Origin of the sequence: Steroidobacter denitrificans (assembly GCF_001579945.1) — a bacterium.
Taxonomy (GTDB): Bacteria; Pseudomonadota; Gammaproteobacteria; order Steroidobacterales; family Steroidobacteraceae; genus Steroidobacter; species Steroidobacter denitrificans.
Window position 1 is genome coordinate 1,452,443 of the sequence record NZ_CP011971.1, and the last position, 14,716, is coordinate 1,467,158.

A 14,716-nucleotide genomic window follows, 5' to 3' on the forward strand; every position below is an offset into this window, starting at 1 on the left:
TGCAGCCGGCTTCGGTTCCTGCTATTTTGCGCGCCCCATGCGACGCGGCGACTTCGACTATTTCCTGCCGGACGAACTGATAGCGCAACGCCCGCCCGTCCGGCGCGGCACGAGTCGGCTATTGCACCTGCCGCCCGAAGGCGGTGTGGTCGATTTAAGCTTTCAGGATTTTCCCGCACTGCTACGCCCGGATGACGTATTGATCCTCAACGACACGCGCGTCGTTCCCGCGCGGCTGCGGGGGACCAAGCCCACCGGCGGCCAGGTGGAAATCCTGCTGGAACGGGTACTGGACGGCAGTCGAATCCTGGCGCAGGTGCATGCCAGCAATCCGCTACGCATCGGTGTGCCCCTGGCGCTGCCGGGCGGTGTCCAAGCGCATTACCTGGGCAGGCAGGGAGAATTGTTCGAGATGGAGCTGACACTCGCGGCAAATGAATCACCGCTGGCCTATTTCGAACGTCATGGCACCCTGCCTTTGCCGCCGTATATCGAGCGGACGGCCGATGCCCAGGATGCGGCGCGTTACCAGACGGTGTTCGCGCGAACCCCCGGCGCCGTGGCCGCCCCTACGGCCGGGCTGCATTTCGATACGGCCATGCTCGAGCGATGCAGGGAGCGGGGCGCATCCATCGCCTATGTGACCTTGCACGTCGGCGCCGGTACATTCCAGCCCGTACGGGTCGAGGCTCTTGCCGAGCATCGCATGCACGCCGAGCGGGTTTCAGTGAATGCCGAGACCTGCGAGGCAATCGCCCGGGCGAGATCGCGCGGCGGCCGGGTACTGGCCGTGGGCACGACCGTGGTGCGCAGCCTGGAAGCTGCCGCGTCGGCATCGAGCCAGACCGCGCCATCCGCGCCAGGGGAGCCTGCGCGCCTTGCGCCCTTCCACGGCGACACTCGCCTGTTTATTACTCCTGGATTCCGCTTCCAGGTGGTGGATGCGCTGCTGACGAATTTTCATTTGCCGCAGTCGACCCTGCTGATGCTGGTATGCGCCTTCGGGGGCCACGCTGCGGTCATGCAGGCCTATCGCCATGCCGTGCAGCGGCGCTACCGTTTTTTCAGCTATGGTGATGCGATGTTCCTGGAGCGCATGACGAATCAGACTGCATCCGGCCTTTCCTTTGCCGATCCGACATGAGCCTGAAGTATGAATTGATCAAGAGCGACGGCCGGGCGCGGCGCGGCCGGATCATCTTCCCGCGCGGCATCGTGGAGACGCCGGCATTCATGCCGGTGGGCACCTACGGCACGGTGAAGGCGATGACGCCGGAGGAGCTGACAGGAATCGGCGCGCAGATCATCCTGGGCAATACGTTTCACTTGATGCTGCGGCCCGGCATGGAGGTTGTGCGGGCTCACGGTGGCCTGCATGGATTCATGCACTGGCAAGGACCGATCTTGACCGATTCGGGCGGCTTCCAGGTATTCAGCCTGGCCACTCTGCGCAAGATCACCGAGGACGGCGTAAGTTTTCGCTCGCCGGTGAACGGTGATACGGTCATGTTGACTCCCGAGCGTTCCATGCAAGTCCAGCGCGACTTGAATGCGGATGTCGTCATGATCTTCGATGACTGCACGCCCTATCCGGCAACGCCGGAGCAGGCGCGGCGTTCGATGGAGCTGTCGCTGCGCTGGGCGGCACGCAGCCGTGCGGAATTCGATCGCCTGGCGAACCCGCACTCGTTGTTCGGCATCGTTCAAGGCGGCATGTATCCGCAGTTGCGCGAGGCGTCGCTCGAGGGCTTGCTGCGCATCGGCTTCGATGGCTATGCGATCGGCGGCCTGGCGGTGGGTGAGCCCCGACTGGAACGCGAGCATATCCTGGAGACGCTGGAACCGCGGCTGCCGGTGGATCGGCCTCGTTATCTGATGGGCGTGGGTACGCCGGAGGACCTGGTGGAATGCGTGCGCCGCGGCGTGGACATGTTCGATTGCGTGATGCCCACGCGGCATGCACGCAACGGACATCTGTTCACCTCTACCGGCGTGATCAAGATCCGTAATGCGCGGTATCAGTCCGATACCCGGCCGCTGGATGAAAGTTGCGACTGCTACACTTGCAGCCACTACAGCCGCGCCTATCTGCGTCACCTGGACAAGTGCGGCGAAATCCTGGCCGCGCGCCTTGGCACGATCCATAATCTGTATCACTACCTGAGTCTGATGCGAGCGATGCGCGAGGCGATCGAGGCGCAGCGATTCGAGGCCTTTGTCGCTGACTTTCGTGCGCGGGCTGAGCCCTTGAATATTCCTCCATGAAAACGCCTCCCGCGAGTCCATCATCGATGCGCCGTCGTTCCACCGATGCCGGCGGCGAGCATCGGTGCATCGAACCGGCGGTCCGGTCGTATTCCATGCTCGCCGATCTGCCGACCGCATCCTGGTTCCGACGCTTATTGGTCGCCGGCTTCATTCTGGGTATCGCATTACTCACCTTCAGCGTCCTGCGCCCGTTTCTGGTGCCGCTGATCTGGGGCGGCATTCTGGCCTATGTCAGCTGGCCCCTGAATCAGCGATTCCTGCGGATGTTGCAGGGAAGGGTAGGGCTGGCCTCGCTGTGCACGACCCTGATCGTGTCCGTGGTGTTGATCGTGCCCATGATCTGGCTCATGTGGCAGCTGCGCAGCGAAGGCGCGGCGGCCTACATGCAGGTGCGATCCTTCCTGGCTTCCGATCCATCGCTGCCGGCGGCCTTGCGTGAGCTGCCTTGGATCGGAGTCCGGGCGCAACGAATGCTCGAGGCGCTGGCGGCCGATCCGAATGCGATCAATGCTCAATTGATGGCCATCATGGAACGGTCTTCCATGGAGATCACCCGGCTGATCGGCGGTGTCGGACGCAATGTCTCGAAAATGTTCTTTGCGGTGCTCTCGCTATACTTCCTGTTGCGCGACGGGCCACGCCTGATGCGTGAAGTGCGCGCCGTTCTGGAAGGTATCCTGGGGGGGCGCGTGCATGACTACCTGGATGCGGTCGGGTCGACGACCCAGGCAGTTGTCTATGCACTGATCCTGGGGGCGATCGCGCAGGGTGTGGTGGCGGGCATCGGCTATGTGCTGTTCGGTGTGAACGCGCCGGTACTGATGGGGGCGCTCACCGCGCTGATCGCCTTGATTCCCTTCGGTGCGCCGGTGGTGTGGGCCAGTCTATCGGTCTGGATGATGGTCACCGATCATGTGTGGGCCGGCATCGGACTGCTGTTCTGGGGCTTGCTGCTGGTGAGCTGGGTGGACAATATCGTGCGTCCGTTGGTGATCTCCAATGCCACGCGCATGCCGTTCCTGTTGGTCGTTTTCGGCGTGCTGGGCGGCGTGCTGGCCTTCGGCCTGGTGGGCCTGTTCATCGGCCCGGTGCTGTTGGCCGTCTCGCTGGCGTTGTGGCGTGAATGGTTGGAGCAGCACCAGCAGCCGCCGGAAGTGTGAGCCATGGCGAGGTGGAATCGGCCGCTCATGGATCTGCTCGGCCGAGTGGTGAAGTGCAATCCCGCTCAAGGCCTTTGCCTGCCGTGAATCCGAAGGCACGGCAGGCAAGGATCATGAGCGGGATCACAGCCTCGAGACGGTATTGAGCCGGATAACGTGGTGCAGGAGCGGGCGTTTCAGGTTCGCTTCAGTGGCGGTTCGGTCGACGTTCTTCCGCTGCGCTCGACAGCAGGATTTTGTCGATGCGTACGCCGTCCATATCGACGATCTCGATCTTGAGGTCCCGCCAGGTCAAAGTGTCGCCGGCCTTGGGAATGCGTCCAAGGCGAGCCAATACGAAGCCCGCCACCGTGTGATAGTCGCGGCCGACCATATCGCGCCGATTGAGCCGGCGCTGCAATTCCTCGATCGAAAGATGGCCGTCGATGATCCAGGACTGGTCGTTGCGCTGGACTGCATCGGGCCGGTCCCGGCTGCCAAGTTCCGGCAGTTCGCCGGCAATCGCCTTGAGGATGTCGATCGGGGTGGTAATGCCGTCGATGTCCCCATACTCGTCGGTGACCACGGCCAGATGGGTGCTCGATTTCTGGAACTGGTCCAATAGCTGCAGCACCGAGATCGAATCGGGGATATGCAGCGGCGGTTCGAGATCGTGGAGAGGATCGAGCCGGCCGCGATGCAGTGCCTCGCTTAGGTCGGCCAGGGTAACCACGCCCAGCAGCGCATCCAGCTTGTCGCGTGCCACCAGGAAGCGGGCATGGCCGCTGTCCTTCGCTTGTTGCCACAAGTCCGGCAACGGCTCCTCGATATCCAGCCAGATGATATCCTGGCGCGGAATCATGATCGAACCGACCTTGCGTTCGGCCAGCGCCAGTACCCCTTCGAGCAGCCGGCGTTCGGATGCGAGAAAGACGCCGGCGCGGGTGCCCTCGGCCACCAGGGCCCGTACGTCATCCTCGGTGACCGCAGCCTGGGGTGCCGCCGATAGCGGCAGGATTCTCAGCACCGCGTTCACCGATATCGTCAGCAACCATACCAGCGGAGCCATTATGGTGGCGAACAGGCGCATGATGGGAGCGACCCGGATGGCCAGAATGTCGGCATGCAGCAAAGCCACCCGCTTGGGGACCAGTTCGCCCAGGATCAATGTGGCGAACGTGACCAGCAATACGACCACACCGAAGGCCAGCTCTCGAGCGTAGGCGACCGGCACGCCCCAGCCGGCCAGGACGAGTCCGAAGGCTTCGGCCAGGGCGGCGCCGCTGTAGACGCCGGTAAGGATACCGATGAGTGTGATACCGATCTGGATCGCGGACAGGAAGGTCGTGGGGTCTTCCATCAGGGCCAGGGCGGAACGCGCACCGGCCTTCCCCTGGTCGGCCGCCATCTGGACCCGGCTGCGCTTGGCGGAAACCAGGGCCATTTCCGACAGGGCAAAGAAGCCGTTCAGCAGTATCAGCAAGGCAATGATGAAGACTTCGCTGGGGGGCATGGAGCTAGACTCGTCGGTAGTCCTCGGGACAGGCGATAGTGTACATAGTGACGGAAATCCGCCTGTGTATAATGCGCCGCTCTTCATCGGTCCCAGGCTGTCGCCCAGGCCGGTTCAGGGACGGCCTGGACCGATGCCGGCGGCGGCGGGACCGCAGTACCCATCTCAGGTTAATCGGGAGCATTTACGATGGACTGGCTGATTTCCACGGCGGCGGCACAGGCGCAGACCCCGGCCGGACAACCCGGCATGCTCATGCAGTTCCTGCCGCTGATCCTGATCTTTGTCGTCTTCTATTTTCTGCTCATTCGGCCGCAGACCAAGCGAGCCAAGGAGCATCGCGCCATGGTTGCAGCACTGGAAGTAGGTGCGGAGGTGGTCACCAACGGGGGCATTCTCGGCAAGGTGACGCAGCTTGGCGAGCAATATTTGAGCGTCGAGGTTGCCGATGGCGTTACCTTGAAGATACAGCGTCACACCGTCTCGCAGGTGCTTCCCAAGGGCACGCTGAAGAGCATTTGAATCGAATATACCCCGCATGTACCAGATCTCACCCTGGCGATACTGGCTGGTCGGTATCGTTGTCTCTCTCGGTCTTTTACTGGCGCTACCCAATCTGTTCGGGGACGAACTCGCCATTCAACTGGCACGCGATGACCGGGCCGCCATGGATGCATCGGGGCAGGCGCGCATCGAAGGCATCCTGGCAGCACAGCAGGTCGCCCCCTCGGCCGCTTACCTGGAAGATGGCAGGCTGATTCTGCGATTCGCGCACGTGGATGACCAGTTGAAGGCGCGTGACGCGATCAATGACGGTACGGCGGGCGACTATGTCGTCGCGCTGACCAGCGTGCCGCGTACGCCGGCGGCGCTGCGCAAGATCGGATTGAAACCGATGAGCCTGGGTCTGGACCTGCGCGGCGGCGTGCATTTCATGTACGAGGTGGACGTCGAAGGCGCCATCGACAATGCCATACAGCGCATGGCACAAGACATCCGCAAGCAGCTGCGTGATGCGCGCATCGCATTCACGGCGGCGAACGTGGAGGGACGGGAAGTCAAGGTGACGCTGCGTCCCGGCGCCGACCTGCAGGCTGCGCGCAAGCTCATCCAGGCAAACGATCCCGGGATCTCCTTGCGCAACGACACACAGGGCGGCCTGGATGTCCTGTTCGTCGGCTTTACGCCGGACCGGGTGAAGGCGCGGCAGGACTTCGCGATCGAGCAAAACATCACCACCTTGCGCAATCGCGTCGATGAACTGGGCGTATCCGAGCCGATCGTGGCGCGCCAGGGCGTCGATCGTATCGTGGTGCAATTGCCGGGCGTGCAGGATCCGAACCAGGCGGTACGGGTGTTGGGATCCTCGGCAACGGTCGAGTTCCGGCTGGTGGATGAAGCGAACAATCCCTACGAGGCGCAGTCCAGCAAGCGTATTCCGATCGGCTCGAAGCTTTACCTGGAAACGGATGGACGACCGATCCTGCTCAAGCGCGACGTGATCGCAACGGGAGACCAGCTCACCAACGCGACTTCCGGTTTCTCGGAAGGCACTCCCGAAGTCAACGTCACTCTGGATGCCCGCGGCGGGCAGGAGATGCTCAATGCGACGCGTGACAATGTCGGCCGCCGCATGGCAGTGGTCTATATCGAAACCAAGAATCTCGCGGAAGGCGAGATCTGCAAGGGAATACGTGCAGGAGATACCTGCACCGAGGAGCGCGTGATCAGTGCGGCGACGATCCAGAGTGTCTTATCCTCGCGTTTTCGCATCACCGGACTGCAATCCGCCGAAGCGCATGAACTGGCGCTGCTGTTGCGTTCCGGCGCGCTTGCGGCGCCGCAAACGATCGTGGAACAACGCTCTATCGGCCCCAGCCTGGGCCAGGACAACATCGACCGCGGCATGATGGCGATGGCGATCGGCGGCTTGCTGACGTTCCTGTTTTTATCCATCTATTACAGCGCCTTTGGGATAGTCGCGTGCCTGGTGCTGACCGTGAACGTCATGCTGCTGGTGGCGGTGATGTCGTTGCTGCAAGCGTCGCTGACATTGCCCGGCATCGCCGGTATCGTCTTGACGATCGGTATGGCCGCCGATGCAAACGTGCTGATTTACGAGCGTATTCGTGAAGAATTGCGCAGCGGTAATTCCCCCCAGGCGGCAATCCATGCGGGTTTCGACAAGGCGTTCTCGGCAATCGCGGATTCCAATATCACCACCCTGATAGCCGGTGTCGCGCTGTTCGCGTTCGGCACCGGCCCGATCAAGGGTTTTGCCGTAACGCTGGTGCTGGGGATCTTCACGTCCCTGTTCAGTGCCATTTTGTGCTCGCGCGTGCTGATCGATCTGATATGGGGCCGCCGCAGGCGGCTTGCGGCTCTCCCGGTATAGGCCGCCTACGGCAGCCACTGTAGAACACGAGCAGGCAGATGGAATTTTTCAAGCGTACCCCGTCGATCGACTTCATGCGCATGCGCTACGTCACCTACGGGATTTCCGTGATAATCATGGTGGGCTCGATCGCATTGATTGCGATACGCGGACTGAACTTTGGCGTCGACTTCACCGGCGGTGTGATCATCGAGGTCAACTATCCGGCGGCGGCCGACATCGACGGCGCCCGCAATGCCTTGGAGCAGGCCGGCTTCGAGGAGGCACAGGTACAATCCTTCGGTAGTTCACGTGATCTGGCGGTACGGGTGCCGCCGCCGCGGAGCGGCGACATCAATGAGCTCAGCGTACAAGTCGGCGAGGCGCTGCGGGCGGCGGATCCGGGTGTGGAAGTGCGCCGCACCGAAGTGGTCGGCCCGCAGGTCGGGCGCGATCTGACCGAACAAGGCGGACTGGCCCTGTTGTTCACATTCATCGGCATCCTGATCTATGTGGCATTTCGCTTCGAGAAAAAGATGGCCAGCAGCACCGTACTGGCGGCGATCCATGATCCGGTGGCGATCCTGGGTTTCTTTGCCTTGACCCAGTTGCCTTTCGACCTGTCGGTGCTGGCGGCAGTGCTCGCGGTCATCGGCTATTCCATCAACGATACCGTCGTGGTGTTCGATCGAGTACGCGAACTGTTTTTGCTGATGCGTAAGGCCTCCCCGTATGAGGTACTCAACGCCGCCCTCAATCAGACCTTGTCACGTACCGTGATGACCAGCTTCTCGGTGCTGTTCGTGGTCGTATCGCTATATGCTTTCGGCGGTGAAACGCTCAAGTCCTTTTCCATCGCAATCATCATCGGCGTGTTCGTAGGCACCTATTCCTCTGTCTTCGTCTCGGCTTCTTTGGTGCTGGATATGAAAATGAAGGCTCAGGACCTGATGCCGATCAAGAAGAATGATCCCGAGTTGGATGCGCTGCCCTGAGGCAGGTCTGAGCAGGATGGGGCTTTTACACCGGCGCGAGGTAATCGTCCTGGCGCGCTTCGCCCTCGCATCAGCCCCGGGCTTTCATCTTCCGACCGATCGGTCCAGCCTCCCATTTCGTATCCATCAAGCATGAACCTGCTCATCTGGCTCGCTTTCTTCGCGCTGTTCATCGGGCTGCTGGCGCTCGATCTGGGCGTATTCCACCGCAAGTCGCAGGTCATGAGCGTGCGCCAGGCGCTGGGCTGGACCCTGATCTGGATCACGGTGGCCATGTCCTTCTCCGGGCTGGTCTATGGTGTCTACGAACATCATTGGCTGGGATGGCATGCGACCTCGGATTCGGTGAGCGGCTCTCAGGCCGCGATCGAATACGTGACCGGCTATCTGCTCGAATGGTCGCTGTCGGTCGACAACATTTTCGTCATCGCAGTGATTTTCAGCTACATGAAGATTCCGGCGCAGTACCAGTACCGGGTATTATTCTGGGGCATCATCGGCGCGATCGTTCTGCGCGGTGCCATGATCGCAGCGGGCTCGGTGCTGATCCATGCTTTCGATTGGATGTTCTATGTGTTCGGCGCGATCCTGCTGCTGTCGGCGGCGCGCATGCTCAAGCACGAGGAAGAGTTCGATCCCGGCCAGAGCGTCCTGCTGCGCCTGGCACGGCGGGTCTATCCGGTGAGCGACAGGCTGGATGGCGAGCGGTTCTTCACTCGCGTCGACGGCGTACGCGCCGCGACACCGCTGTTCATGACCCTGGTGCTGGTGGACTTCGCCGACGTCGTGTTCGCCGTCGATTCGATTCCGGCGATCTTCGCGGTGACCCAGGATCCGTTCATCGTGTTCACATCGAACGCCTTCGCCATCCTGGGCCTGCGAGCGCTGTATTTCGCGATTGCCGGACTGATGAGCATGTTCAGGTACATCAAGTTCAGCCTGATCGCAATTCTGGCCTTCGTCGGCATCAAGATGATGCTGCATCATCATCTCTTGATCCCGCATGTGATGTCTCTGGGCATCATCGTCGCCTGCCTGGTCGCGGGCGTGGCGGCTTCCCTGTGGGCCGCGCGGCACGATCGCAGGGTAGAGACCGGCGGGCATGGTTAGCCGGCTTTGAAAAAGCCGACTCAGCGGCGCCGTGCCTTTGCGGTCCGGCTCAGGCAGGCTGCCGTACGATGCGGCCAGGTGTGCCCGACACGGAATCAGCAGCGTCAGGAAGGGGCCGGGACAACGCCGGGATTGACGGGATTGACGGGATTGACGGGATTTTACGCGCTGATTTTGTTACGCAACGCGCTGTGGCGATAGCCGTAGCCGAAATAGATTACAAAGCCGACCAGAATCCAGGTGGTCATCCAATGCCAGTTGTCCTTGAACGCCCGGGAGAACAGCCACAGGCAAATGATTGCACCGAGCGGGCAAATAATCCCGGCGAAAGGCACGCGGAAGGCGCGCGGCAGATCCGGCCGGGTTTTGCGTAGAACCAGAACGCCGATGCAAACCGTTGCGAACGCGAGCAAGGTGCCCATGGATACCAGGTCGCCCAGCACGCCGATCGGCAGCAACCCAGCGAGCGTGCCGGCGACGAGTCCCACGAAGATCGTACCCTTGTGCGGTGTCTGGTAGCGCGGATGCACCTGGCCGAACATGCGGCCGATCAGGCCGTCCCTGGACATGGTGTAGAAGATGCGCGTCTGACCGATCATCATGACCAGGATCACCGAACTCAGACCTGCGATCGCACCGATTTCCACCACCGTCTTGAGCCATAGCAGATTGGGGTAGGCTTCCAGGGCCGTGGATACCGGTTTGGCCGTGCCCAGCAGTTCGTACGGCAGCATGCCCGTCAGTACCGCGGCGACGACGATGTACAGGACGGTACATGCGACCAGGGAGCCGAGAATGCCGATCGGCATGTCGCGTTGCGGATTCTTCGCCTCCTGCGCGGCAGTCGACACCGCATCGAAGCCGATGTATGCAAAAAACACTACCGATGCACCGCGTACGATGCCGTCCCAGCCGAATCTTCCCGGGCCTTCGGCGGCGGGGATGTAGGGCACCCAATTCGAGGTGTCGACATATTGCAGACTGAAGGCGACGAACAACAGGATCACGGTGACCTTGATCGTCACGATGATGCCGTTGACGAACGCCGATTGCGACATGCCCCGCACGCACAGGGCGCATATGCCGAGGATGATGATGACCGCTGGCAGGTTGATGATCGCTCCGGTGGCGATCAGCTGCCCATCGATGACACTGAACGGCGCCGAGGCGAACGCTTCGGGCAGCCCCAGGGATCCGCCGGCCACCTCGCCGATCGAATGCAGCAGGCTGTTGAAGTAGCCCGACCAGCCGACCGCGACCGTGGAGACGGCGAACAAGTATTCCAGCACCAGGTTCCAGCCGATGAACCATGCGATGAATTCGCCCAGAGTGGCATAGGAGTACGAATAGGCGCTGCCTGAGACCGGCAGCAGCGCGGCGAATTCGGCATAGCACAAGCCGGCCAGCGCACAGGCCACGCCTGCCAGGATGAAGCTGATGGTGATCGCCGGCCCGGCATGGACCGCAGCGGCCTGACCGGTGAGGACGAAGATACCGGCGCCGATGACGGCACCGACGCCGAGCAGGATCAGTTGTCTGGCCGTCAGCACCCGCTTGAGCGTCGTTTCGCCGTGCAACGAGCCTTCGACGGGTTCGCCGGCATCGACGTGGGGGGCGGCACTGACGGGTTTCTTTATAAAGAGATTCACGCGTGACAATCCTCCCGAGCGTGAAGACGGCCGAGCAAGCCTGCGATTGAGATCATGGCAGGCCTGCGGCCGAAAAATGAGCGCCAGGTATGCAGTGCATCCGCTAGGTCCGATCGCGTAACGATGCCGGCAGATAAGCACTCAGCAACTCCAGCAACGGCGCGTATACCTTGGGCGTACCGGCCACGATGTGCTCCTGCTGCCGGTATTCCGCCCCTGTCAGACTGCCGATCAGGCCGCCTGCCTCGGTAATCAGCAAGGCCCCGGCGGCCGTATCCCAGGGAGACAGGCCGAACTCCCAGAACGCATCGAGACGGCCGGCCGCGACATAGGCCAGATCCAAGGCGGCGGCCCCGGGCCGGCGGATACCGGCGGTGGCGCACGTAACCGCTTTGAACATTTCCATGTAAGCATCGAGCCATTGCAGATTGGCGCGGTAGGGGAAGCCGGTGCCGATCAACGCGTGTTCCAGGCCGGCGTGAGCGCTGACCCGTATGCGCCGGCCGTCCAATTGCGCGCCTTCGCCGCGTGAGGCCGTGAACAGTTCCTGGCGTAACGGATCGTAGACGACGCCGTGCTCCATGCGTTCGCGGCGCTGGATGCCGATCGATACCGCGAACTGCGGAAATCCATGCAAATAGTTCGTCGTACCGTCGAGAGGATCGATGATCCAGGTGAATTCGCTCTCATGTACTCCGGGCCGACCGTCGGAGTGGCCGCTTTCCTCCGCCAGGATTGCATGATCCGGGTAGCTGCGGCGTACGATCTCGATGATCGCTGCCTCGGCTTGGGTGTCGATCTCGGAAACGAAATCGTTTTGACCCTTGGTGCGTACTTCCAGGCGGTGTACCCGATTCATGCCGCGGACGATGACTTCTCCGGCGCGCCGCGCGGCGCGGATGGCGATATTGAGCAAGGGTTGCATGATCGAACGAACCTCGAGGAATGATCTTCAGCGGCCGATAACCGGTCATCCTCGGTGTCGAAGGATGATCGAAGTACAGCTGAAGACCGGTCGGCGATGCCGGAAGACGCTAGAATAACAGCCCGCAAGCTGCAACAGGCCGCTGTCTTCCTCATGTCCATCCGTATCGTACTGGTCGAGACCAGGCATCCGGGCAATATCGGCGCGGCCGCGCGCGCGATGAAGAACATGGGTTTGCAGGAACTGCACCTGGTGCGTCCGCGGAGCTTTCCCGATCCGGAGGCGTCGGCGCGTGCCTCCGGTGCGGATGATCTTCTGGAAACGGCGCAGGTGCATGAGCATCTCGAAGATGCGATTGCCGCATGCGGCCTGGTCGTGGGCTCCAGTGCCCGCCAGCGCTATCTGTCCTTGAATCTGCTGGAACCGCGCGAGTGCGCCGCGCGCATCGTACAGGCCAGCCGCAGCGGCAAGGTTGCGATTGTGTTCGGGACGGAGCGCACGGGATTGACGAATGCGGAGTTGGCCCACTGCAACCTGTTGGCCACGATTCCGACCGATTCGCGATACAGCTCGCTCAACCTGGCCATGGCGGTGCAGGTATTCGCCTACGAGCTATGGCTGGCGATGCGTCCCGGTGCGCCGCTGCCGGCGCCGCTGGAAGTGCCGCTGGCGACCGGTGTTGAAATGACACGGCTATATAAGCATATCGAGCAGGTGCTGGAGCAGGTCGAATTTCGCGACCGCACCGGCGGCGGCTATCTGATGGCGCGTATCCGCCGCCTGTTCAATCGGGCACAGGTCGATCAGAATGAAATGAATATTCTGCGCGGTATCCTGACGGCGGTGCAGTCCAAGCGGCGCCCGGCCGGAAACACCGTTGAAAGCCTGCCGTCGCAAGATGACGGCATGGAGAAATCCTCATGAACACGTCTGGGCCGATTTACCTGGACTATGCCGCCACCACGCCGGTGGATGCCCGCGTGGCGGAGGCCATGATCGAATGTCTGCGGCCTCACGGCGCGCACGGCAATCCTTCTTCACTCAACCATGCGTACGGCCGGCGTGCGCGGGCGCTGGTCGAGAAGGCGCGGGCGCAGGTCGCGGCGGCGATCAACGCACGGCCTGAAGGCATCGTATGGACCTCGGGTGCAACCGAGTCGAATAACCTGGCGCTGCTGGGCGTAGCTCGCTTCCATGATCAGGGAGGGCGCCATATCGTATCGTCGCGCACCGAGCACAAGGCGGTGATCGACCCTTTGAAGCAGCTGGAACGCGAGGGTTTTGCAGTGACCTGGCTCAAGCCGGGCCCGGACGGCATCATTCAGCCCGAACAGGTGGCTGAGGCGCTGCGTGCGGACACCCGGCTGGTGTCACTGATGCACGTGAACAACGAGATCGGCGTGATTCAGGATATCGCGGCGATCGGTGCGCTATGCCGCGAGCGCGGCATCGTCTTGCATGTCGACGCGGCTCAAAGCGCCGGCAAGCTGAAGCTGGACGTCGAGGCCATGCAGGCGGATCTGTTATCGCTGACTGCGCACAAGGTCTATGGTCCGAAAGGCATCGGCGCCTTGTATGTACGCAGGAAGCCGCCATTGGGATTGCAGCCGCTGATGCATGGCGGCGGACAGGAGATGGGCCTGCGTTCCGGAACCTTGGCGACACATCAGATCGTCGGCATGGGATTGGCTTTCGAGCTTGCCGAAAGCGAACGCAAGACCGATGTCGACCGCATCGCGGCGCTGTGCGAGCGCCTGTGGCAAGGAATCGAAGCGGTCGGCGGCATCGAGCTCAATGGCCATCCGCAACGACGTGTGGCCAACCTGTTGAATGTCTGCTTCCATGGGGTGGAAGGTGAGAGTCTGCAGTTCGCACTGCGCGAGTTGGCGGTATCGGCCGGTTCGGCCTGCGCGACGGCTTCCGAGAGCGCCTCCTACGTACTGCGCGCGCTGGGCCGCAGTGACCAGTTGGCGCAAAGCTCGCTGCGCTTCAGCCTGGGACGGTTCACTACCGAGCGCGAGATCGATGCGGCGATTACCGCCGTGAAACGCGAAGTCGCGCGGCTGCGCGCGCTGGCACCGCCGTCATGAACACCGGCACCGGGCAGGACGATGGCGCCTACAATGCCGCGGTTCTCGATCATTTCCTGCATCCGCGCCATGCCGGGTCGCTGGCACCCGGTCCGGACGTGATCGGCGCGGCAGCCGGCAGTCTTACCGAAGGGGCAAAATTCGCATTCAACGCCACGCTCGTCCACGACCGCCTGGGCAAACTGCGATTCCAGGCCTATGGTTGTCCCCATTGCCTGGCGGCTGCCTCGTGGCTGTGCGAGCATCTGCAGGCGGCCCGTATCGAGCAACTGGATGCCTGGCACTGGCGCGATGCAGCCGCGGCGCTGGACATACCGGCAGCCAAATATGGCCGCCTGTTGATACTGGAGGATGCGATACGCGCCCTGGCGGCCGTCTGGCGTGCCAGGCAAGCCTCGATACATGCGCACGGACAGGAAAACTCCCGTCCGGAAAGACCCCAGCCGGAAAGGCCCCGGGCAGGATGAGGGGTTCTCGCCGGATTTCGTTCCTGATGGATTCGGCATGGCTGATGGAGTGGCTGCCGGCTTGACTCTGGTAAAGAAGGGCGCATTGTTAGATGCGATGCCGCTGGATGCCGGTGCCGCGGGTCGATGAATCCATCGAAACCGCCGGCAATACGTGATCGTGGCCGTTTGATCACGGCCGTCGAT

The 14,716-nt window shown here is 62.2% G+C and carries 13 protein-coding genes; 10 read left to right on the forward strand and 3 right to left on the reverse strand.

Annotated features, from left to right (window positions below):
- The first annotated feature begins 37 nt into the window (after positions 1-37).
- The 3 genes from queA to ACG33_RS06525 are packed head-to-tail and all read left to right on the forward strand — an operon-like array spanning position 38 to position 3,428.
- Positions 38-1,144, forward strand: a complete 1,107-nt coding sequence (gene queA / locus ACG33_RS06515; protein ID WP_066919718.1) for a tRNA preQ1(34) S-adenosylmethionine ribosyltransferase-isomerase QueA — start codon at positions 38-40, stop codon at positions 1,142-1,144.
- Positions 1,145-1,146: 2 nt separating this feature from the next.
- Complete coding sequence (gene tgt / locus ACG33_RS06520; protein WP_066922924.1) at positions 1,147-2,265, forward strand: tRNA guanosine(34) transglycosylase Tgt; 1,119 nt, start codon at positions 1,147-1,149, stop codon at positions 2,263-2,265.
- On the forward strand, positions 2,262-3,428 hold the full coding sequence (locus tag ACG33_RS06525; protein ID WP_210399204.1) for an AI-2E family transporter: 1,167 nt from the start codon (positions 2,262-2,264) through the stop codon (positions 3,426-3,428). The genes tgt and ACG33_RS06525 overlap by 4 nt, the downstream gene beginning before the upstream one ends.
- 187 nt (positions 3,429-3,615) lie before the next feature.
- Here ACG33_RS06525 and ACG33_RS06530 read toward each other — a convergent pair whose 3' ends face one another.
- Positions 3,616-4,920, reverse strand: a complete 1,305-nt coding sequence (locus ACG33_RS06530) for a hemolysin family protein (RefSeq protein ID WP_066919720.1) — start codon at positions 4,918-4,920, stop codon at positions 3,616-3,618.
- Between the two features lie 189 nt (positions 4,921-5,109).
- On the opposite strand from ACG33_RS06530, the gene yajC reads away from it, so the two are divergent.
- The 4 genes from yajC (at position 5,110) to ACG33_RS06550 (ending at position 9,399) form a co-directional block, all read left to right on the forward strand.
- Entirely contained in the window at positions 5,110-5,442 is a 333-nt protein-coding gene (gene yajC, locus ACG33_RS06535) for a preprotein translocase subunit YajC (RefSeq protein ID WP_066919722.1), read from the forward strand.
- A 16-nt stretch (positions 5,443-5,458) separates the two neighbouring features.
- Complete coding sequence (secD, locus tag ACG33_RS06540) at positions 5,459-7,315, forward strand: protein translocase subunit SecD (protein ID WP_066919724.1); 1,857 nt, start codon at positions 5,459-5,461, stop codon at positions 7,313-7,315.
- A gap of 38 nt (positions 7,316-7,353) precedes the next feature.
- Positions 7,354-8,289, forward strand: a complete 936-nt coding sequence (secF, locus tag ACG33_RS06545) for a protein translocase subunit SecF (RefSeq protein ID WP_066919726.1) — start codon at positions 7,354-7,356, stop codon at positions 8,287-8,289.
- 132 nt (positions 8,290-8,421) lie between these two features.
- The gene (locus ACG33_RS06550) at positions 8,422-9,399 is read left to right on the forward strand and encodes a TerC family protein (protein ID WP_210399205.1); all 978 of its coding nucleotides are present in this window, start codon (positions 8,422-8,424) and stop codon (positions 9,397-9,399) included.
- Positions 9,400-9,560: 161 nt separating this feature from the next.
- On the opposite strand, the gene ACG33_RS06555 is transcribed toward ACG33_RS06550, so the two are convergent.
- Positions 9,561-11,048 (reverse strand): amino acid permease, encoded by a 1,488-nt coding sequence (locus tag ACG33_RS06555; protein WP_157071690.1) that lies wholly within the window; start codon positions 11,046-11,048, stop codon positions 9,561-9,563.
- Positions 11,049-11,151: 103 nt separating this feature from the next.
- Positions 11,152-11,973 carry an inositol monophosphatase family protein gene (locus ACG33_RS06560; protein WP_066919731.1) on the reverse strand — a complete coding sequence of 274 codons (822 nt, stop codon included), beginning with the start codon at positions 11,971-11,973 and terminating at the stop codon, positions 11,152-11,154.
- Between the two features lie 153 nt (positions 11,974-12,126).
- Between ACG33_RS06560 and ACG33_RS06565 the strand changes: the two genes are divergently transcribed.
- The 3 genes from ACG33_RS06565 to ACG33_RS06575 are packed head-to-tail and all read left to right on the forward strand — an operon-like array spanning position 12,127 to position 14,530.
- Positions 12,127-12,897: an RNA methyltransferase gene (locus tag ACG33_RS06565; RefSeq protein WP_066919732.1), complete on the forward strand. Its 771-nt coding sequence runs from the start codon at positions 12,127-12,129 to the stop codon at positions 12,895-12,897.
- Positions 12,894-14,063, forward strand: coding sequence for an IscS subfamily cysteine desulfurase (locus ACG33_RS06570; RefSeq protein WP_066919734.1), 1,170 nt, complete (start codon positions 12,894-12,896; stop codon positions 14,061-14,063). The genes ACG33_RS06565 and ACG33_RS06570 overlap by 4 nt, the downstream gene beginning before the upstream one ends.
- On the forward strand, positions 14,060-14,530 hold the full coding sequence (locus tag ACG33_RS06575) for an iron-sulfur cluster assembly scaffold protein (protein WP_066919737.1): 471 nt from the start codon (positions 14,060-14,062) through the stop codon (positions 14,528-14,530). The genes ACG33_RS06570 and ACG33_RS06575 overlap by 4 nt, the downstream gene beginning before the upstream one ends.
- Positions 14,531-14,716: the final 186 nt, after the last annotated feature.

Bases quoted from the DNA above. Each gene is read 5' to 3' on its own strand.
- queA (WP_066919718.1), top strand. From the start codon at position 38: ATGCGACGCGGCGACTTCGACTATTTCCTGCCGGACGAACTGATAGCG.
- ACG33_RS06525 (WP_210399204.1), top strand. From the start codon at position 2,262: ATGAAAACGCCTCCCGCGAGTCCATCATCGATGCGCCGTCGTTCCACC.
- ACG33_RS06530 (WP_066919720.1), bottom strand. From the start codon at position 4,920: ATGCCCCCCAGCGAAGTCTTCATCATTGCCTTGCTGATACTGCTGAAC.
- yajC (WP_066919722.1), top strand. From the start codon at position 5,110: ATGGACTGGCTGATTTCCACGGCGGCGGCACAGGCGCAGACCCCGGCC.
- secD (WP_066919724.1), top strand. From the start codon at position 5,459: ATGTACCAGATCTCACCCTGGCGATACTGGCTGGTCGGTATCGTTGTC.
- secF (WP_066919726.1), top strand. From the start codon at position 7,354: ATGGAATTTTTCAAGCGTACCCCGTCGATCGACTTCATGCGCATGCGC.
- ACG33_RS06550 (WP_210399205.1), top strand. From the start codon at position 8,422: ATGAACCTGCTCATCTGGCTCGCTTTCTTCGCGCTGTTCATCGGGCTG.
- ACG33_RS06560 (WP_066919731.1), bottom strand. From the start codon at position 11,973: ATGCAACCCTTGCTCAATATCGCCATCCGCGCCGCGCGGCGCGCCGGA.
- ACG33_RS06565 (WP_066919732.1), top strand. From the start codon at position 12,127: ATGTCCATCCGTATCGTACTGGTCGAGACCAGGCATCCGGGCAATATC.
- ACG33_RS06570 (WP_066919734.1), top strand. From the start codon at position 12,894: ATGAACACGTCTGGGCCGATTTACCTGGACTATGCCGCCACCACGCCG.
- ACG33_RS06575 (WP_066919737.1), top strand. From the start codon at position 14,060: ATGAACACCGGCACCGGGCAGGACGATGGCGCCTACAATGCCGCGGTT.